The 19,253-nt window shown below is 59.1% G+C and carries 15 protein-coding genes and 1 pseudogene; 15 read left to right on the forward strand and 1 reads right to left on the reverse strand.

Annotation, left to right across the window (positions count from 1 at the left end; genetic code table 11):
* The first annotated feature begins 32 nt into the window (after positions 1-32).
* The 14 genes from POR16_RS12160 to POR16_RS12225 all read left to right on the forward strand — a co-directional run bounded on the left by POR16_RS12160 (position 33) and on the right by POR16_RS12225 (position 18,369).
* On the forward strand, positions 33-2,435 hold the full coding sequence (locus POR16_RS12160; protein ID WP_005886958.1) for a TonB-dependent receptor: 2,403 nt from the start codon (positions 33-35) through the stop codon (positions 2,433-2,435).
* 319 nt (positions 2,436-2,754) lie between these two features.
* The gene (locus POR16_RS12165) at positions 2,755-4,131 is read left to right on the forward strand and encodes a diaminobutyrate--2-oxoglutarate transaminase (protein ID WP_024671537.1); all 1,377 of its coding nucleotides are present in this window, start codon (positions 2,755-2,757) and stop codon (positions 4,129-4,131) included.
* 189 nt (positions 4,132-4,320) lie between these two features.
* Positions 4,321-6,111 carry an IucA/IucC family protein gene (locus tag POR16_RS12170; RefSeq protein ID WP_005886952.1) on the forward strand — a complete coding sequence of 597 codons (1,791 nt, stop codon included), beginning with the start codon at positions 4,321-4,323 and terminating at the stop codon, positions 6,109-6,111.
* Positions 6,104-7,312, forward strand: coding sequence for a type III PLP-dependent enzyme (locus POR16_RS12175; RefSeq protein ID WP_005886951.1), 1,209 nt, complete (start codon positions 6,104-6,106; stop codon positions 7,310-7,312). Before POR16_RS12170 ends, POR16_RS12175 begins: the two co-directional genes overlap by 8 nt.
* Positions 7,309-8,715: a DHA2 family efflux MFS transporter permease subunit gene (locus POR16_RS12180; protein ID WP_005886949.1), complete on the forward strand. Its 1,407-nt coding sequence runs from the start codon at positions 7,309-7,311 to the stop codon at positions 8,713-8,715. Before POR16_RS12175 ends, POR16_RS12180 begins: the two co-directional genes overlap by 4 nt.
* A gap of 21 nt (positions 8,716-8,736) precedes the next feature.
* Entirely contained in the window at positions 8,737-10,590 is a 1,854-nt protein-coding gene (locus POR16_RS12185; RefSeq protein ID WP_005886947.1) for an IucA/IucC family protein, read from the forward strand.
* A complete protein-coding gene (locus POR16_RS12190; RefSeq protein ID WP_005886945.1) occupies positions 10,590-11,363 on the forward strand; it encodes an HpcH/HpaI aldolase family protein in 774 nt (257 codons plus the stop codon). The genes POR16_RS12185 and POR16_RS12190 overlap by 1 nt, the downstream gene beginning before the upstream one ends.
* 4 nt (positions 11,364-11,367) lie before the next feature.
* Positions 11,368-13,254 (forward strand): IucA/IucC family protein, encoded by a 1,887-nt coding sequence (locus tag POR16_RS12195; protein WP_005886943.1) that lies wholly within the window; start codon positions 11,368-11,370, stop codon positions 13,252-13,254.
* The gene (locus POR16_RS12200; RefSeq protein ID WP_005886942.1) at positions 13,244-14,164 is read left to right on the forward strand and encodes an ABC transporter substrate-binding protein; all 921 of its coding nucleotides are present in this window, start codon (positions 13,244-13,246) and stop codon (positions 14,162-14,164) included. Before POR16_RS12195 ends, POR16_RS12200 begins: the two co-directional genes overlap by 11 nt.
* The gene (locus POR16_RS12205) at positions 14,161-15,150 is read left to right on the forward strand and encodes a FecCD family ABC transporter permease (protein ID WP_005886940.1); all 990 of its coding nucleotides are present in this window, start codon (positions 14,161-14,163) and stop codon (positions 15,148-15,150) included. Before POR16_RS12200 ends, POR16_RS12205 begins: the two co-directional genes overlap by 4 nt.
* On the forward strand, positions 15,143-16,174 hold the full coding sequence (locus POR16_RS12210; protein ID WP_053480053.1) for a FecCD family ABC transporter permease: 1,032 nt from the start codon (positions 15,143-15,145) through the stop codon (positions 16,172-16,174). Before POR16_RS12205 ends, POR16_RS12210 begins: the two co-directional genes overlap by 8 nt.
* A 10-nt stretch (positions 16,175-16,184) precedes the next feature.
* On the forward strand, positions 16,185-16,976 hold the full coding sequence (locus POR16_RS12215; RefSeq protein ID WP_053480054.1) for an ABC transporter ATP-binding protein: 792 nt from the start codon (positions 16,185-16,187) through the stop codon (positions 16,974-16,976).
* Positions 16,973-17,752, forward strand: coding sequence for an IucA/IucC family C-terminal-domain containing protein (locus POR16_RS12220; protein WP_054998307.1), 780 nt, complete (start codon positions 16,973-16,975; stop codon positions 17,750-17,752). Before POR16_RS12215 ends, POR16_RS12220 begins: the two co-directional genes overlap by 4 nt.
* Complete coding sequence (locus POR16_RS12225; protein ID WP_053480056.1) at positions 17,743-18,369, forward strand: RraA family protein; 627 nt, start codon at positions 17,743-17,745, stop codon at positions 18,367-18,369. The genes POR16_RS12220 and POR16_RS12225 overlap by 10 nt, the downstream gene beginning before the upstream one ends.
* 57 nt (positions 18,370-18,426) lie before the next feature.
* On the opposite strand, the gene POR16_RS12230 is transcribed toward POR16_RS12225, so the two are convergent.
* Positions 18,427-18,837, reverse strand: a complete 411-nt coding sequence (locus POR16_RS12230; RefSeq protein WP_005886932.1) for a hypothetical protein — start codon at positions 18,835-18,837, stop codon at positions 18,427-18,429.
* A gap of 137 nt (positions 18,838-18,974) precedes the next feature.
* Between POR16_RS12230 and POR16_RS12235 the strand changes: the two are divergent.
* Positions 18,975-19,237: pseudogene (locus POR16_RS12235) on the forward strand (IS630 family transposase); the annotation flags it as partial.
* Positions 19,238-19,253: the final 16 nt, after the last annotated feature.

The following is a 19,253-nucleotide window of genomic DNA, read 5'->3' on the forward strand; positions in this document are numbered from 1 at the left end:
AGGTAAGTGAACAAATATGAGAGCTTCCTTCCATGTCCGCAGTTTCTCCCTACCGTTTGCGTCCGCTGTTGCATTTCAGCCTGTTGCTGACATTGAGTTCCAGCCCATTGTTCATTTCGGCAAGTTGGGCGGAGTCGTCCGGCAAGCGCGCCTATGAAGTCCCTGCAGGTAGCCTGAGTGCCGCGCTGACCCGTTTCGCCGGTCAGGCCGGGGTCAATCTGTCGGTAGACCCTGCACTGGTAAACGGCCGCAACAGTGCCGGTTTGAGCGGCGACTTCGCCGTTGAAGAAGGTTTTGCGCGCCTGCTGCAAGGTTCCGGCCTGCAACTGGTGCCGGTCGGCGAGCAGGCATACACACTGATTCCGGCGCCGCAGGGGGCTGGCCTGCAGCTCGCACCCACTTCGATTGTGGGCGACACCGGCTCCACGGACGGTCAGGACTATGCCGGCGGCCAGGTTGCGCGCAAAGGCTCGCAAGGGATGCTCGGTTCCAGGGACTTCATGGAAACGCCGTTCAGCATGACCACCTACACCAGGGAGGCGGTGAAAAACCAGCAGGCCCGTACCCTGGGCGACCTCATCGCCAGCGACCCGTCGGTGCGTTCCACCAACCCGGCAGGCGGGCGTTACGAACAGTTCACCATTCGCGGCTTCAGCCTGTTCAACAGTGACGTTTCCTACAACGGGCTGTACGGCATCCTGCCGACCTACACCATCGACATGGAAATGGCTGACCGGGTAGACATCCTCAAGGGGCCTAGCCAGATGATCAATGGCATCTCTCCGCGTGGCAGTGTTGGTGGCGGTATCAACGTGGTTCCCAAGCGCGCGACGGACAAGCCCATTACCGAAATTACCACCAGTTATGCTTCCAAAGGGCAGGCGGGTGCAGCTGTGGACGTGGCCCGGCGCTTCGGTGAAGACGACAAGTTCGGGATTCGTTTCAATGGCGTGAAGCAGTCTGGCGATACGGAATGGGATCACCAGAGCGTCGATCGCGACATGGCTGTGCTGGGTCTGGACTTCCGTGGCGAGCGGTTGCGACTGTCAACGGACATCGGTCACACCGAGCGCGATACCGATGCCCCGCAGGAGCGTGTGCAGGTCGGCGCCAACGCCAAGGTGCCCAATGCTAATGACGTACGCGACAACTACGCGCAGTCATGGAGCAAGGCACGTACCAGGGATACTTTTGGCGCGATCAATGCCGAATATGATGTCAGCGATTCGGTCATGCTGTATGGCGGCGTAGGGGCTCGAAAAAGTAACCACGAGTTTCTTCGCCATGCAGTATCGGTTACCAATGATGCGGGCGATTTCAGCGTCCAGCCGCGCGACTTCACCCGTGACGAAAACGTACGCACGGCTAACGCCGGAGTGCGCAACTGGTTCAATACCGGGCCGGTAAGTCACGAAGTGAACCTGGCGGCCAGCTATTTCTATATGGACTTCGAAAATGGTGGCGCCCGTTATGCAGCCTCACCCAGCAATCTGTATGACCCGGTCGACACCCCGACGCCCGCCAATCCGACACGCCTGGACGATAAGGTCTATACCGAAAACCGGTTCAGCGGTGTGGCATTGACCGATACGCTGGGCTTTTTTGAGGACCGACTCTTGCTGACCCTCGGAGCGCGCTGGCAGCGCGTCAAGGTCGACGACTGGACCAACGGCGTGAAAGGTGACACTGCTTACGACGAGGAAAAGGTCTCGCCATCCGGCGGCATTCTGTACAAGGTCACCGACGACCTGTCGGTGTACGCCAACTACATGGAAGGCCTGAGCCAGGGCAAGATCGCTCCTTCGACCTCTATTAATGAAGACCAGATATTCCCGCCATTCGTCAGCCGTCAGGTCGAAGTCGGGGCCAAGTATGACCTGGGGTCGTTCGCCTTCACCGCTGCGGTGTTCCGTATCAAGCAGCCAGCGTACGAAACCAACACTGCTTCCAGGGTCTTTGGCCCGAATGGCAAGCGCCGCAACGACGGTGTCGAGCTAACCATGTTCGGCGAACCACTCAAGGGCTTCCGCCTGCTGGGCGGCGTGATGTACATCGACAGCGAGCTGACCAACACCGTCAACGGCACGTTTGATGGCAACCGTGCGCCGGCCACCCCGGAGTACAACGTGAATCTGGGTGCGGAATGGGACGTGCCGAGCGTTCAGGGCCTAACCCTGACCGGACGGGGTATCTACACCAGTTCGCAATACCTGGACCAGGCCAACAGCAAAAGCATCGATTCTTCCGAACGTTTCGACGTAGGCGCACGGTATGCCTTCAAAGTCGATCAGAAGGACATCACGCTGCGGGCCAACGTCGAGAACGTAATGAACAAATACTACTGGAGTTCGGCCGGAGCGTCGGATGACAGCGAGCCGGGCCTCACGCTGTCGACGCCGAGAACCTACTTGCTCTCGGCGACCATCGGCTTCTGATTTCAGCAAATGGCCCAGGGAAGGGCCGTACCGGACAAACACTAGACTGGCCGGGTGACAGGATCAATTAATAAAACCTTACAGCGTTGCTGTTATTCCATTGGCTTCTTTTAATAGATAAATGCCTTATAAAAAACAGCTGTTTTGATGCTGGCATTTTGAATTATACCGACATGAATATCGGTGTATTTGCGTGCCCGGGTATTTGTTAAAAAGACGTTGCCATGTTCATTTAAATTTCATCTTTTTTCGAAACAACGGGTTGCACTTTTTCGGAAATGATAATAATTTGCATCCAGAATTTAGCGAGGGTTAACAGATGTTGAATGATGGCTTATTGCACTCTACTTCGTCGCAGAAAACCAATGCCAATTATCTGGACAGGCAAAGCAAGTTTGAATCCAATGTAAGAAGTTACCCGCGAAAGTTGCCGCTGGCGATCGCCAAGGCACATGGCGTATGGGTCACCGATGTAGAAGGTACCACCTATCTCGACTGCCTGGCTGGCGCGGGAACACTGGCGCTGGGTCACAACCATGAAGCGATAATGGCCAGTCTCGACAGCTTCCTGACCTCGGGCATGCCGATGCACACACTGGACCTGACCACAGCAGTCAAGGACGCCTTCAGTGAAACCCTGCTGGGCCTGTTGCCGGGGCAAGGTCGCGATTACTGCCTGCAATTCTGTGGACCGTCCGGTGCCGATGCTGTCGAAGCGGCCATCAAACTGGCCAAAACCGCCACCGGGCGGCACAACATCATCAGCTTTTCCGGCGCATACCACGGCATGACCCACGGTGCCTTGGCGCTGACGGGTAACACAGCGCCGAAAAATGCGGTCGCCAACCTGATGCCTGGCGTGCAGTTCCTGCCGTACCCGCATGAATACCGTTGCCCGCTGGGCATTGGCGGGGAGGCAGGTGCGGAGGCACTGAGTTATTACTTCACGCAATTCATCGAAGACGTCGAGAGCGGCGTGTCGCTGCCTGCAGCCGTGATTCTTGAGGCCGTGCAGGGCGAGGGCGGTGTCAATCCAGCCCCAGCCGCGTGGCTGCAACAGATTCGCGAGGTGACCCGCAAGCACGGCATTCTGCTGATTCTCGATGAAGTGCAGGCAGGCTTTGGTCGCACCGGCAAGATGTTTGCCTTCGAGCACGCGGGAATCGAACCCGACGTCATCGTCATGTCCAAGGCGGTCGGTGGCGGTTTGCCGCTGGCAGTGCTCGGTTTCAAACGCGAGTTCGATGCCTGGGCACCGGGCAATCATGCAGGCACCTTCCGTGGCAATCAGATGGCGATGGCCACCGGCCTTGCGACACTTGAGGTGCTGCAACGGCAAAACCTGCCGGCTCAGGCCGCAAAGCGCGGTCAATGGCTCAAGGAGCAACTGGGTATTTTGCAGCAACGCTACCCGGCCATGGGGCAGGTGCGGGGACGCGGGCTGATGTTGGGCATCGAAATTGTCGACGAGCGGAAACCGGCCGATCGTCTCGGCAGTTTCCCGATGGACCCGGAATTGGCGGTGGTCATCCAGCAGCACTGTTTCAAACAGGGGTTGCTGCTTGAACGCGGAGGTCGGAATGGCAATGTAATCCGGTTATTGCCGCCGCTGATTATTACCGAAGAGCAATGCCAACTGGTGATCCAGCGCTTTGAAGAAGCCCTGAAGGCTGCACTGTCTCAATTGCGCAAATAAAGACAACTTTAGGCCGCGGAAACTCATCGTGCTTACTTCATTGACTCGCAATGGTCGCCATGCCGACCTGCCAGTCTCTATCGACAAGTTGTCCGAGTGTCCGATTATCGACACCCCGTCACTTGTTGCGGCGTCAACCCAGTTACAAGGTCACTTAAACAGTCAGCGCAAAGCAACTGTGGAGCAGACATGACTAATACCGATCGCACCGTTTTATCAAACATGGTGAGCGAGCTGGCAACCACTCGTGCATTACTCAACTGCCTGATCAAGGAGTTTGCACTGCCCGAGAACTGCCTTCATTACACGTGGCCCGAGGGCATGCAGGGTATTGCCCCAGGCAGTTTCGTCGACGGCGGCCAATGGAAAGGCATTCCGCTCACCATCAGCCTGCCCAACCAACAGCAGTTCTTCGTGCTGGTTGACCGCCGCGACCGTCTGGGCAGTCATCGCTACCTTTCCGACGTCTACGCCCGGAACGGCAACACCACCTGGCGCTGCCTGGCTTTTGCCGAATTCGTCCAGCAATTGCTCAGCGCGTGCGAGCACATGACCCGGGCCAGCAATGATGAGCTGCTGGACCAGGTCCTGCAAAGCCAGCACCTGACCGCTGCCATCGTGGCGCACAACATGACGGGGCAGCACCCGGCGCCATTGAGCGGCTACCTGGCCAGCGAGCAGGGCTTGTGGTTCGGCCACCCTAACCATCCGGCGCCCAAGGCCAGGCTCTGGCCTGCACACCTGGCACAGGAAACCTACGCGCCGGAATTCCAGGCGCAGACCGCGCTGCACCTGTTTGAAGTCCCGCTGGAGGGGCTGCGGATCACCGCCAATGGCCTGAGTGAAGCGCAGGTCATGGCAGGCTTTGCCGATCAGTCACGGGCCCGGCCCGGCCATGCGTTGATCTGCATGCATCCGGTGCAGGCGCAGCTGTTCATGCAGGACCGTCGCGTGCAGCGTTTGCTCGAACTGGGAGATATCTCGGATCTCGGCGCCAGCGGCTTACTGGCCAGCCCGACCGCATCCATGCGCACCTGGTACATCGAGGGCCACGACTACTTCATCAAGGGGTCGCTGAATGTGCGCATTACCAACTGTGTCAGGAAGAACGCTTGGTACGAGCTGGAAAGCACGCTGATCATCGACGATTTGTTTCAGCGCCTGCAGCAGACCTGCCCGGATACGCTGGGCGGACTGTCTACCGTCGCCGAACCCGGTTCGATGAGCTGGGCGCCAAAAGGGGTTAGCGAGACTGACGGCCACTGGTTTCGAGAGCAGACCGGCGCGATCCTGCGGGAGAATTTCTGCCGTCGCTCCGGAGCTGATTGCAGCGTCATGGCAGGCACGCTGTTTGCGCGCGATTTGCGCTCACGCCCGCTGGTGCATGACTTTCTCCAGACGTTCAACGGCGGCGAACTTGAGGACGAGCATCTGCTGAACTGGTTCGACGCCTATCAGGCGCTGTTGCTGCGCCCGGTCATGGCGTTGTTCTTCAATCATGGCGTGGTAATGGAGCCGCATCTGCAGAACGCAGTACTGATTCACGATAACGGCCAGCCGCAGCAGTTGCTGTTGCGTGACTTCGAAGGCGTCAAGCTGACCGACGAACTGGGCATCAAGGCGATTCAGGTCGGCCTGCACCCACGCATTCGCCAGTCGTTGCTCTATACCCGCGAACAAGGCTGGAACCGCATCACGTATTGCCTGCTGATCAACAACCTGTCGGAAGCCGTACTGGCCCTGAGCTGGGAGCGACCACATCTGGCGCCGCTGATGTGGCACAAAGTCGAACAGCAGTTACAAAGCATCCGTGACGAGTTGGTGCTGCCTGCGCCAGAGCTGGACGCACTGATCGCGGGGCAGTCGATTGCCTGCAAGACCAACCTCAAGGTCCGTCTGGCCGCCAAGGCTGATCGCGAGGCCAATTACGTGCGCCTTGCGTCACCGTGGGGCAAGGACAAGGAGGCTCGCTATGCATAAATTGCCGGAAACCGTGCTGGCCGCCATTCACGAAGTCCGAGGGCTCGAAAGCGACCCATTGGCCACGTTCATTTACGATCTGGACGCGCTGCAGCAGCATGTCCGCGAGGTCATGGCGGCGTTACCCGCTGGCGTGGAGTTGTATTACGCGATCAAAGCCAACAGCGAAGCGTTGATGCTGGAAACCCTGGCGCCGCTGGTCAGCGGTTTCGAGATTTCCTCAGGAGGCGAGATCGAGCGGGTCATGGCTTGCCCGACGCGCAAGCCCTACGTGTTTTCCGGCCCTGGCAAACTCGATTCGGACCTGCGTTCGGCGCTGCTCAACAAGGTTGAAGCCGTTCACCTTGAAAGCCTCAACGAAATCCAGCGTCTGCAACATCTGGCTGAAGAGACAGGTCGCGTGCAGCCGGTGTTCATCCGCATCAATCCACACCTGCCGGCAGAGCAATCGAGCAAGCTGGCGATGGCCGGTACAGCAACCCCGTTCGGTATCGACGAGGCGGACCTGACCCAGGCCGTAAGCCTTGTGGACAGTGCCTCGCACCTGACGCTCAAAGGCTTTCATGTACACGCAATGTCACATCAGATGTCGGTCGAACGCCACGAGCAGTTGCTGGACTTCTACCTGCAGCGCTGGCAGGCCTGGAAGGCTCTGGCCCGCTACCCTGATCAGTTGACCCATTTCAACGTCGGTGGCGGCATTGGCGTCGATTACCTGAACAGTCAGCAGTTCGACTGGCAGCGCCTGTGTCGCTACCTGGAAAAACGTCTGGCCGAGCACAGCGACGCGCCGATCCTGCGTTTCGAGCCGGGACGCTTCATCAGCGCCTACTGCGGCTACTACGTTATTGAGGTGCTGGACAGCAAAACCAGCCACGGCGAGCATTTTCTGGTATGCCGGGGCGGTACTCACCAGTTTCGTCTGCCGGTCGCGCAAGGCCACGATCATCCAGTCATTCATTTACCGAGCGTACCACCGACAGCGGCGCCGTCCGAACAGGCGTACACCGTCGTCGGCCAGTTGTGTACGCCAAAGGATGTGCTCAGCAGACGCCAGCCCCTCAAGAACGTGAATATCGGCGACCTGCTGGTCCTGCCGATGGCGGGTGCCTATGGCTACAACATCTCGCACGCCGACTTTCTCTGCCATCCACGACCGCTACAGCACTTCGTGCGTAACGGCCAACGGGTCAGCAAATGAGTCTGAACGTCCCCCGCAGCTGGGTGGTGATCAACGTACTGTTCGGTACCCTGACGGTCAGCCTTAGCAACAGCTCGCTCAACCCGGCGCTGCCAACCTTTATGGAGGCGTTTCAGATCGGCCCGTTGCTGGCCACCTGGATCGTCGCCGGGTTCATGACCAGTATGGGCATGACCATGCCGCTGACCAGCTTTCTCAGTCAGCGCATCGGGCGCAAACGCCTTTACCTCTGGGGTGTGGCGCTGTTCGTTGGTGGCTCTTTGCTGGGTGCGCTGGCGAGCTCCATCGCGTTGGTGATCACTGCTCGGGTGGTGCAGGGTGTAGCCAGCGGGCTGCTGATTCCCTTGTCGCTGGCGATCATTTTCTCGGTCTACGAAAAGCACGAACGGGGCAGAGTGACCGGGCTGTGGAGCGCAGCGGTGATGCTTGCGCCTGCGCTCGGTCCGCTGTGCGGCAGCCTGTTGCTGGAATGGTTTAGCTGGCGCTCGCTGTTCCTGATGAATGTGCCCATCGGCCTGCTTGCATTGCTGATGGGCGTCGGCGTGCTGCCTGACTCGGAGCCAGCCGAACGCAAGCCGTTTGATTTGATCGGTTACCTGCTGATTGCGTCGGGTATTGGCCTGTTGATGATCGCCATCAGCCGCATGCACCACGCCGAAGCGCTGCTTGACCCACTCAATCAGGGCATGGCGCTGGTCGCCGTGGGCTGCCTGATTGCTTTTGTCCGCTTGGAACTGCGTCGTGAAGCGCCGCTGCTCAATCTGCGTCTGTTCAACCTGCGCGGCTACCGGTTGAGCGTGATCGTTGCTGTGGTGCAATCGGTGGGCATGTTCGAGTGTCTGGTGCTGCTGCCACTGCTGGTCCAGAGCGTACTCGGTTACAACCCGATCTGGACCGGCCTGGCTCTGCTGTGCACCGCTGCGTTCGCCAGCCTGTTCGGGCAGTGGGGCGGCAAGGCGCTGGACCGGCACGGCCCGCGCGCGGTGGTCGCGATCGGTCTGCTGCTCACCGGTTTGGCGACTCTGGCGCTGGGCATGCTCAATGCCGATGCATCGATTGGCATAGTGTTCATGCTGATGATGGTGCGTGGCGCAGGCCTCGGGCTTTCCTACATGCCGGTGACGACTGCGGGGCTGAATGCATTGCCAGAACCGATGGTCACTCAGGGCGCCGCGATGAACAACATCTCCCGCCGCCTTGTTGCATCGCTGGCAATTGTCATTGCCTCTCTCTGGCTGGAATTTCGCCTCAATTCGGCAGGGCCGAGCGCCACGCCGTCGGCCATCAGTGAAGTGTTCATTGTCACCGGCGTACTGATCCTGCTGGCACTGCCCTGTGCCTGGCGTTTCCCCCTTAACGACGAGCGCATCGAGGCCAGGCCCGACGCGCTTGAACCCCGATAATTTTCCGTTCGAGGTATGAACATGGCGACCCCATTACCGCTGCAACGTCACACCGCACCGACTACGAAGGCCACCGGCGCCTGGCTGGCCGATATCGACACCGCGCGTTACGAAAAAGTACAGCGCCGGGTTATCGGGCAACTGCTGCAAACCCTGCTGTACGAAGCAGCGCTGCCTTACCGTTGCGAGCCGCTGGGCGAGCATCAACATCGCTTCGTCGTCCCGCTTGGTGATGGCGTGGAATACCGCTGCAAAGGCCTGCTCAGCACCAGCTTCGAACTGATCCGTCTGGATCACGCCAGTCTTGAGCGCTTCGACAGTGCAGGCCAGCGCTCGACACCGGACCTGCACCTGGCCCTAAGCGAGTTGCTCGCGCCGTTCAAGGGCAGCCCGCATCTGGCGCGCTTCATTCAGGAAATAGAACAGACCCAGCTCAAGGACTTGCAAGCGCGCAATCAGGGTTATCACCCCGACAGACCCGCCCACGAGCTGGATGTGGATGGGCTGGAACAGCATTTCATGGACGCCCACAGCTACCACCCGTGCTACAAGTCGCGAATCGGATTTTCCCTGGCCGACAACCGCAATTACGGGCCTGAATTTGCCACACCTTTCGCCGTGGTATGGTTGGCGGTTGCCAAGTCGAGCGCTTCGGTTGGCCATTCGCGACGTATGGATTTGCAGGCGTTTATTCGCGACGAGCTGGGGGCGAAGCAATGGCAGGAGTTTGCCAATGAACTGGCTGCGCGAGGCAAATCGATCGATGACTATCAGTTGATGCCGGTCCACCCGTGGCAGTGGGACAACACGACGGTGTCGACCTTCTTCCCGGAACTGGCCAGCGGCGAGCTGATTTATCTGGGCACTTCGGCCGACCTCTACAAAGCGCAGCAATCGATCCGCACGCTGGCCAACGCCAGCCAGCCAAAGCGGCCCTACGTCAAGCTGGCGATGAGCATGACCAACACCTCCAGCACACGGATCCTGGCGCGGCACACAGTGCTGAACGGACCGATCATCACTGACTGGCTGCACCACTTGATCGCCACTGACAACACTGCAAAAGCGCTGGACTTCGTGATTCTTGGCGAAGTAGCGGGTGTCAGTTACGACTATCGCCACCTGCCGGAATCACGTTCGGCGCAGACTTACGGCACGCTGGGCGCGATATGGCGCGAAAGCCTGCACCAGTACCTCAAGGACGATGAACAGGCGGTACCGTTCAATGGCCTGAGCCATGTGGAAAACCGCTATGGCGTCGGCGAGCAGGCACCTTTCATTGATGCCTGGATCAGCCAGTACGGCCTCAAGGAATGGACCCGTCAACTGTTGCAAGTTACCGTGCCACCGATCATTCACATGCTTTACGCCGAAGGCATCGGCATGGAGTCCCACGGCCAGAACATCGTGCTGATCGTCAAGCAGGGCTGGCCGCAGCGTATCGCCCTCAAGGACTTCCATGACGGCGTACGTTATTCGCCGGCTCATCTGGGGCGCCCTGAACTGTGTCCCGAACTGGTTCCGTTGCCTGAAAGCCACGCGAAGCTCAATCGCAACTCGTTCATCATCACCGATGACGTGAATGCAGTGCGTGATTTTTCCTGCGACTGTTTCTTCTTCATCTGCCTGGCAGAAATGGCGATTTTCCTGCGCCAGCAATATCAGCTGGACGAGTCCGTGTTCTGGCAGATGACCGCTGATGCGATCATCGAGTACCAGCAGGCGCACCCGCAACACCGTGAGCGTTTTGCGCTGTTCGACGTGTTTGCGCCCACCTATGAAGTGGAAGAGCTGACCAAGCGCCGCCTGCTGGGCGATGGCGAGCGGCGTTTCCGCTCGGTGCCCAACCCGCTGCATGCGCACAGGCCACAATGATGCTGAGGACCAATACGCTCAAGAGCAAACTCGGCAACGGCCAACCCGTGTACGGACTGATCAGTTCGATTCCAGCGCCGGCAGCCATCGAACTGATCGCCGAGGCCGGTTTCGACTTCGTGATCATCGACATGGAGCACGTGCTGATCAACCCGGAAACCGTGGAAAACATGATCCGTGTGGCAGAAAGCTACGGCCTTACGCCGCTGGTACGGGTCGCCGATCTCAATCCCAAAACCCTGCTGCGCCTGCTCGATGGCGGCGCGCAGGGCATTGTTTTGCCGATGATCGAGAGCCCGGAGCAACTGGCGGACGCCATCACAGCCTGCAAGTACCACCCGCTGGGCCGCCGTAGCCTGAATGCCGGGCGTCCCGGCTCGTTCGGCAAACACAGCCTGGCGCAGTACGTCGAAGCCGCCAACCAGCAAATCATGGTTGTGGCGATGATCGAAAGCGCTGAAGGCGTGCGCCGCGCTGCCGAGATCGCCGCTGTGCCGGGGCTGGACATGATTCTCGAAGGTGCGGCCGATCTGTCGCAGTCACTGGGCATGCCCTGGCAGATCGATCAGCCCGATGTGCAACAAGCCTTGTCCGATACCTGGCAGGCCGCCCAGGCAGCAGGCGTTGCCTATTGCACCATTCCCCGGCAACCCGGCGATGCCGCCCGCTGGCTAGCCCGCGGGGTCAAGGCTTTTGTTCTCGGGGATGAGCGCGGCATCGCTTTTCGTGCGCTGCATGCCCGCCTGACCCAAATTTCAGCAGAAGGAAAATAACCCGATGAATGTCACTTCACTCGCCGCTGACATGGTCATGCAGGATCTGGTCGATTGCCTGCTGGCTGAAGACTTCTTTGGCCGCGAGCCATTGAGCCTGCAGGACACCGCTCACTGGCAATCGCGTCACCCAGAGGCTCCGCCGCAACTGGCAGAGCAAAGCCCGGCTCAACAGGTCTGGGAATGGTGCTGCGATGCGTCGGAGCAACGCTTCATCAGTATCGCGTTGCGCCCCGGCATCACTCAACAATGGGAAAAAGTGCCCGGTACTCCGGTACTGGGCCGCCAGGATGAGCGCTGGACGCAGTTGTCTCCAGAGGACTTCCTCAAGTGGGTGTTTGCCGGCAAGGCTACCCAGCTGCAGGACAGCGAGCGTCAGGAAAACGAAAAAGGTATCGCGCTGTTTCTAGATGTTCTGCGCATCAGCGTCTGGCAGACCGCGTTGTCACTGAATCATGAGGTAGATCACGAAAACCTGATGGCCCAGGACGGTGCGACGTTTTTCCGCACCATGGAACAGTGGGCGTCGCTGCGTGATCGACCTTATCACCCGCTGGCCAAGGCCAAACAGGGCCTGAACGAGCAGGAATACCAACAGTATCAGGCAGAGTTCGCCAAGCCGGTCGCGCTGAACTGGGTTGCCGTCGACAAGGCCCTGCTGCAATGCGGGGGCGGAGTAGGGGATGTGAACACATCGTTCCCGGCGCGTTATCTGCTGCCGAAAAACCTGCAGGCCGATCTCGACCAGGAGCTGCAACAACGTGGTATCGCGCACAGTCACGTAGCGCTGCCGGTCCATCCCTGGCAGTTCGAGCATGTTCTGGAGACACAATTGGGCGAAGTATTCGCCAGAGGCGAGTGTCAGCGCCTGACGTTCAGCGCGGCAACGGTGTATGCCTCCTCATCGCTGCGCTCGATGACGCCGTGCTTCGACAGCGCCGACTACCTCAAGCTGCCGATGGCGATTTATTCCCTGGGAGCGTCCCGGTACCTGCCTGCGGTCAAGATGATCAATGGCGAGTTGAGCGAGAAACTGCTGCGCGAGGTGGTAGACAAGGACGTAACGCTAAGCCGCTCGCTGCACCTGTGCGACGAACGTAAATGGTGGGCGTTCATGCCGCCGCAGGCCACACTTTTTGACGAGGCGCCACGGCACCTGTCGGCGATGGTCCGCGGCTACCCGCCGGCCTTGCTGGATGATCCGGACTGTCGCCTGCTGCCAATGGCCGCGCTGGGCACGCCATTGCCCGGCAGTAATCGGCACTTCTTCGATGAATGGATGGATTACCGCGACCTGCCGCGCAATCAGGCGTCGGTGCTGACCCTGTTTCGTGAGCTGAGCCACAGCTTCTTCGACATCAACCTGCGCATGTTCCGTCTTGGTATGCTCGGCGAGGTGCATGGCCAGAATGCGGTGATGGTCTGGAAAGCAGGTCAGGCACAAGGGCTGTTGCTGCGTGACCACGACTCATTGCGTATCTTCGTGCCATGGCTGGAGCGCAATGGCATGCACGACCCGGAATATCGAATCAAGAAAGGTCATGCCAATACCCTTTATCATGACCGCCCCGAAGACCTGTTGTTCTGGCTGCAGACCTTGGGTATTCAGGTCAACGTGCGGGCAATCATGGATACACTTGCCCAGGTTTACGAGCTGCCGGTAACTGCGTTGTGGACTGTACTGCGCGATGTTCTGGATAATCTCATCACCACCATCGAATTCGACGACGAGGCACGTGCCATGATCAGGCATCAACTGTTCGAAGCACCGAACTGGCCACAAAAACTGCTGCTCACACCGATGATCGAGCGCGCTGGCGGACCGGGCAGCATGCCGTTCGGCAAAGGCCAGGTGGTCAACCCCTTCCACAGGTTGCGCCGTGACACCTGACCGAACCCTGCACCCCTCGCGGCGCGCGGTGTTGCGCCTGTCGCTGGGGTTACTGGCGCTGCCCGGCATTGTCCGGGCAGCGTCGTTGCGCACAGAGCCTTTGCGAATTGTCACTCTGTTTCAGGGAGCCTCCGACAGCGCCGTGGCACTGGGAGTGACGCCGTGCGGTGTGGTCGACTCCTGGAGCGAAAAACCGATGTACCGCTACTTGCGCCCGGCGCTGGCAGCGGTGCCGCACGTGGGCCTGGAAACCCAGCCGAGCCTGGAAGACATCGTGCTGCTCAAGCCCGACCTGATTGTCGCTTCACGCTTTCGCCATCAGCGCATCGCACCGCTGCTGGAGCAGATCTGCCCGGTCCTGATGCTGGAAGAAGTGTTCGAATTCAAGCGCACGCTGGCAATGATGGGCGCGGCGATGAATCGCCAGCAGCAGGCCATGCAACTGCTCGGTGAATGGCAACGACGTATAACCACGTTACGCGGCCAGCTACAGGCAAAATTCGCCAGTCGCTGGCCGATCACTGTGTCGGTGCTCGATATTCGCGAGGACCATATCCGCAGTTATCTGCCTGCCAGTTTTGCCGGCTCGGTGCTCACCGAGCTGGGCTTTGACTGGACACCCGCTGCCCGCCAGGCCAGCGGCGTCTCCCTTAAACTCAGCAGCAAAGAGAGCCTGCCTGTGGTCGATGCCGACCTGTTCTTTATCTTCCAGCGTGCGGACAGCAAGGCCGCGCAGCAAAATTACGACAAATTGGTCCAGCACCCGTTCTGGCAGCAATTACGCGCCGCGCAGGATAAACAGGTATGGCGCGTTGATGCGGTTGCCTGGAGCCTGTCAGGAGGCATTCTCGGCGCCAACCACATGCTCGATGAAATAACTCGAGTGGCAATGGCGGAAAGCGCCTCATGACGGCAGTGATGAAGCTGGGCCTGGGACTGTGGATGCTGGTCGCGTGTATGGGGTTAAGTCTGGCGACCGGGGCGATATGGATTTCGCCATCAGCGATCGTTGCAAGCCTGTGGCATCCAGACGTGTTGAGCCCTGTTCAGCACGTCTTGCTAGACACTCGACTGACGCGCACCTTTATGGCTGTTGCTGTGGGCTCCAGCCTGGCGGTTGCCGGTGCGCTGATGCAGGCGCTGACGCGTAACCCTTTGGCCTCACCGGGGCTGTTCGGCATCAATGCAGGGGCCACGTTCTCGATCATCGCCTGTTCGTCACTGTTTGCTCTGACCTCGATGAGCCAATGGCTGTGGTGCGCGTTTACAGGGGCGGCAGTGGCAGGGACCCTTGTCTGGGTGATCGGCAACCGGGGGCAGGGCAGTCTCAACCCGTTACGTATCGTGCTGGCGGGTGCTGCGATCACCGCGCTGTTCACCGCTTTCAGTCAGGCACTGTTGGTAGTCAATCAGGACGGTCTGGACACTGTGCTGTTCTGGCTGGCCGGCTCGTTGTCGGAACGGGATCTGGCCACCGCTGCACCGCTGCTGGGTTGCGTCGTGCTTGCTTTGGCCGGGGCATGGATACTCGCCGGGCAGGTCAATGTGCTCAACACCGGCGAAGCCATCGCCACCGCACTGGGCCAGCGCACCGGTTTGATTCGCCTGCTGATGAGCCTGGTGATCATCGTTCTGGCCGGTAGTGCCGTTGCCTTGGCAGGCAGCATCGGTTTCATCGGGCTGCTGGTGCCGCACATGGTACGCAAGACGCTGTCCATCGATCATCGCTGGCTGCTGCCCGGCTGCGCACTGCTGGGTGCCACGCTGTTGCTGCTTGCCGATACGCTGGCACGGGTCGTTATATTGCCTCAGGAAGTCCCGGTGGGCGTCATGACCGCATTGTTCGGCGCGCCATTTTTCATTGCACTGGTTCGTCGAGGCGCACGTTATGGATAAGCACCTGACGCTGCGTTATCGCGGCTTCTCCCGGCAGTTCAACCTGATCGTAATCAGGCGCCTGACCATTGCCGTGGCGCTGACGCTACTGGTGGCGATGGGGTCGCTGGCCGTGGGCAAGATCAATCTGTCGCCAACCACTCTGCTGGGTGTGTTTTCCGGCCATGCCGACGCAAGCCTGGTGTTCATCGTCGAGCAACTGCGCATGCCGCGTCTGGCGCTCGCCGCGCTGGTAGGGGCCGCACTTGCGGTGTCCGGGCTGATCCTGCAAAGCATTATTCGCAACCCGCTGGCCTCACCGGACTTGCTGGGCATCACCAGCGGTGCCAGCGCGGCGGCGGTGTTGTATCTGTCATTTTTCTCGGCTGCCCTGGGTGCGCAATTTCTGCCGCTTGCAGCTGTTTCCGGCGCAGGCCTTGCGGCGCTGGTCATCTACCTGCTGGCCTGGAATCAGGGCGCTTCGCCCTTGCGCATGGTGCTTATCGGGGTCGGGGTATCGGCGCTGTTGGCGGCTGTGACCACCTTCATTCTGGTGTTCAGTTCGCTGACCACCACCTTGTCGGCCTACGTCTGGCTGACCGGGAGCGTGTATGGTGCCAGTTGGCCGGAGCCGCGTGCCCTGGCCGGCTGGCTGTTGCTGACCCTGCCGCTGCTGGTGCTGCTTGCTCGTCAGGTGCGCATGCAGCAACTGGATGACGACCTTGCCCAAGGCATTGGCGTGCGCGTGCAATGGCTGCGTGCCGGCTTGTTACTGGTAAGCGTGGCGCTGGCGGGTCTCGCGGTCGCTTGGGGCGGGGCAATTGCCTTTGTCGGGCTGATTGCGCCGCACATTGCCAAACGTCTGATGCCACCGGGGTTTACCGGTCAGGCACTGATGGCCGCCCTGATCGGTGCCAATCTGGTGATGCTCGCCGATCTGGCCGGACGCACTCTGTTCCTGCCGCTGGACCTGCCTGCAGGAATTTTTGTCGCGGTGCTGGGCACACCGTTTTTTCTCTACCTATTGATCAACCAGCGGCACTAAGGAATTACGGATGGCGTCAATCGCAACCCACGACCTGACCCTGAGTTACCAGCGCCAGGTGATCATCGACAGCCTCAATCTGCAATTGCCCGAGAACAAGGTCACCGTGCTGATCGGCAGCAATGGCTGCGGGAAAAGTACCTTGCTCAAGTCGCTGGCGCGGTTGCTCAAGCCACAGCAGGGCACCGTTGTGCTCAATGGCGCGGATATCCATCAGAAATCCACTGCCACGGTTGCCCGCGAACTGGCGATTCTGCCGCAGATGCCCAGTGCCCCTGAGGGCATCAGCGTACGTCAGTTGGTTGCGCTGGGGCGTTACCCGTATCAAAACTGGATGCAGCAATGGTCCGAACAGGATGAAGCGATGGTAGAACGGGCCTTGGCGCAGACCGGAATGCAGGACCTGGCCGAGCGGCCGGTAGATGCTTTGTCCGGTGGCCAGCGTCAACGTGCGTGGATCGCCATGACCCTGGCGCAGGACACCGACATCGTGCTGCTGGACGAGCCGACAACCTTTCTGGACCTGGCTCATCAGATCGAAGTGCTGGACCTGTTGCGCGACCTGAATCGCCAGGAAGGCAAGACCATCGTTATGGTCCTGCATGATCTGAACCTGGCCTGCCGCTATGCCGATCACATGGTAGCCGTTCACGAACGCACAGCATTTGCTCAAGGACGCCCAGCCGATATCCTGAGCGAAGCGCTGGTCAAGCAGGTATTTGGCCTCAACTGCCGGATCATCGCCGACCCATTCTTCGGTACGCCGTTGTGCATTCCGTTTGGCCGGGAACTGCCGCAATGATTCTGGCACACGCCTTCAGCGAAGCAGAATGGGCGCTGTTGTCCGGCGGGCTGCGGCTAAAACAGGCGGATGAACGCGACCCTCGCTCACTGCCCGCAAGGGCATTGCTGGACGAAGAGGCCTGTGAGCAGTTGCTGACCACACTGGGCCCCATCATCGGCTCGCCGACGCTGGCGATCACAGCATCATTACTGGCCAAGCGCTTTTCTTTCCTGAGCACGGGTGCCTGCCTGTACGCCATGTCGATCTACGACAAAGGCTTGATCCTGTCTCTGGACAATAGCCTGATCGAATACGCGCACGATGACGGCCTGTGGACCTCTTCGATGCCGCTGCTCGACGTTGCGCCTGTTGGCTATCAACCGGGTACGCGCGAAGCGTGGCGTGAAATGATCGCCAGTACGCTGTTTCGCGACATGCTCCAGCCGCTGTGGGAAACCTTCAACCGGGTCAGCGGTATTTCTCGACGCATTCTCTGGGAGAACACCGCCGTACGCGTCTATTCGCTGTACGACAAACGCATGGAAAAGGTTGAAGACCCGATTATTCGCCAGCGTTACGAAGCCGATTTCGACTGGCTGCTGAATCAGGCCGACCCTGCAATGTTCGGGCTGACTTATAACCCGCTGAAACACTTCAGACGCCCCCCTACATTGCTCGAACCCGAAGGCAAGGTTGTCCGTTTCCGGCGCACCTGCTGCTTCTATTACGACGCCAGCAACCCGGTCGAATATTGCTCTACCTGCCCGTTGTTGAGGCCAAAGAAATGTCGATGAACAAACAGATTTCACACCGTCAGCAACAGCTCAGTGACGCGGTCATAGCCCAATTTCAGGGCATCTCTGCCTCCACCATCGGCCATCTTACCGACAGCGGTTATCTACGCGGGATCAGCCCCTTGTTCGACGGTGCTCGACTGGTCGGCAACGTGGTTACCGTAAAAGTCCAACTGCCCGACGGCAGCATCCTTCGCGACGCACTGCTCAACAGCCTTCCCGGCGACGTGCTGGTGATCGAATGCGTCGGCGACGAGCATTGCGCCTGCTGGGGCGAACTGCGCACCTTGGCCGGCCTTATCAAAGGTGTGGCCGGCGTGGTGGTGTCCGGTGCAGTCACTGACGTCGCCGCCCTGCGCGAACATCGCCTGCCGGTGTTCAGCCGAAGCGTCAGCGCCGTCACGACTCGAAGCCTCGGGGAAAACGGCGAACTCAATGGGCCGATCAATATAGGTGAAGTGATTGTGAACCCGGGCGATATCGCGATTGGCGATGACGACGGGGTGTTTATCCTGAGCCCACAACAGGCGACTGAGTTGTTGCCTGAGTTGTTGGCGAAGGAGGGCGCTGACAGAGAACGGCGGGAAGAGTTTTTGCGGCGGTTGAATTCGCGATAGCGATGGGACCTATCGCCGCAGAATCCCGTACGTTGCCTCATCCTAAAAAATAATGATTCAGATAGACTCAAGAATTTCTTTACGGCGTGAAATGTATTCAACCTCATCAATTAAATTACGCTTTTTAAGCGAGAGAAGCTTTTCCAGGCGTGCTTCGACGTTGTCAGGAGGCGTGCTCACAGCTGGCTTAATAATCGGCGACTCTGAGGCCCCAGCGCAAGCAGCGCTGATGTCGTTCATGAGCGCTACCTCGTCAAAAACAGTCTGCCCTTTCTTATCGCGCATCAGGTTTGAATAAGCACGGCCAAGCGCTAAGGTTTGCTGACGCAAACCTGCATTTCTGGGGTCGGCTTTGAGATTGTCCAAAGATTTTTGATACTTTTGAAGCGCTTCAGTTTTTGCTTTCTCGCTAGCCCAAGCAACGAGTATGCCTAAAACAACTACAACAATTACGATGAACCAAAACATATGCATAGTCCTTTATTTTCGCAGCAGTGTCTGCGGTGCATATAATACTTCAATGCCCGCTATTTCATCCACCCATATTGAACTCGCTTCGAGTGCTGGACACACCGTTCACAAAGATATCAAAGCAGATCAGGCCTTACCTGGAACCACCTGACAAGGCTTCAATGCTGTGTTGCGATGAGAAAAGCCAGGTTCAAGCTCTGGAGCGGACGTAGCCGGGATTACGTATGAGCATGGGCCATATCCAGACCAAATCCAATGGCTCCATACGCGCAGCGCGGTCATGCTCTTCGCTGCGTTGGATTATCTTCAGGGCAAACTGATCAAAAGTATTAAGCGTCAGCACCTGCATCAGGAATGGCTATCTTTTCTCAAGAAGATCATTAAAGGAACGCCTAGGTCACATCCAAAATATC

The organism is Pseudomonas coronafaciens pv. oryzae str. 1_6 (genome assembly GCF_000156995.2).
GTDB classification, from domain to species: Bacteria; Pseudomonadota; Gammaproteobacteria; order Pseudomonadales; family Pseudomonadaceae; genus Aquipseudomonas; species Aquipseudomonas tremae.

Excerpts from the sequence above, each read along its gene's own strand:
- POR16_RS12180 (WP_005886949.1), top strand. The coding sequence starts at position 7,309 with ATGAGTCTGAACGTCCCCCGCAGCTGGGTGGTGATCAACGTACTGTTC.
- POR16_RS12210 (WP_053480053.1), top strand. The coding sequence starts at position 15,143 with ATGGATAAGCACCTGACGCTGCGTTATCGCGGCTTCTCCCGGCAGTTC.
- POR16_RS12190 (WP_005886945.1), top strand. The coding sequence starts at position 10,590 with ATGCTGAGGACCAATACGCTCAAGAGCAAACTCGGCAACGGCCAACCC.
- POR16_RS12160 (WP_005886958.1), top strand. The coding sequence starts at position 33 with ATGTCCGCAGTTTCTCCCTACCGTTTGCGTCCGCTGTTGCATTTCAGC.
- POR16_RS12205 (WP_005886940.1), top strand. The coding sequence starts at position 14,161 with ATGACGGCAGTGATGAAGCTGGGCCTGGGACTGTGGATGCTGGTCGCG.
- POR16_RS12170 (WP_005886952.1), top strand. The coding sequence starts at position 4,321 with ATGACTAATACCGATCGCACCGTTTTATCAAACATGGTGAGCGAGCTG.
- POR16_RS12230 (WP_005886932.1), bottom strand. The coding sequence starts at position 18,837 with ATGTTTTGGTTCATCGTAATTGTTGTAGTTGTTTTAGGCATACTCGTT.
- POR16_RS12175 (WP_005886951.1), top strand. The coding sequence starts at position 6,104 with ATGCATAAATTGCCGGAAACCGTGCTGGCCGCCATTCACGAAGTCCGA.
- POR16_RS12185 (WP_005886947.1), top strand. The coding sequence starts at position 8,737 with ATGGCGACCCCATTACCGCTGCAACGTCACACCGCACCGACTACGAAG.
- POR16_RS12225 (WP_053480056.1), top strand. The coding sequence starts at position 17,743 with ATGTCGATGAACAAACAGATTTCACACCGTCAGCAACAGCTCAGTGAC.
- POR16_RS12215 (WP_053480054.1), top strand. The coding sequence starts at position 16,185 with ATGGCGTCAATCGCAACCCACGACCTGACCCTGAGTTACCAGCGCCAG.
- POR16_RS12165 (WP_024671537.1), top strand. The coding sequence starts at position 2,755 with ATGTTGAATGATGGCTTATTGCACTCTACTTCGTCGCAGAAAACCAAT.
- POR16_RS12195 (WP_005886943.1), top strand. The coding sequence starts at position 11,368 with ATGAATGTCACTTCACTCGCCGCTGACATGGTCATGCAGGATCTGGTC.
- POR16_RS12220 (WP_054998307.1), top strand. The coding sequence starts at position 16,973 with ATGATTCTGGCACACGCCTTCAGCGAAGCAGAATGGGCGCTGTTGTCC.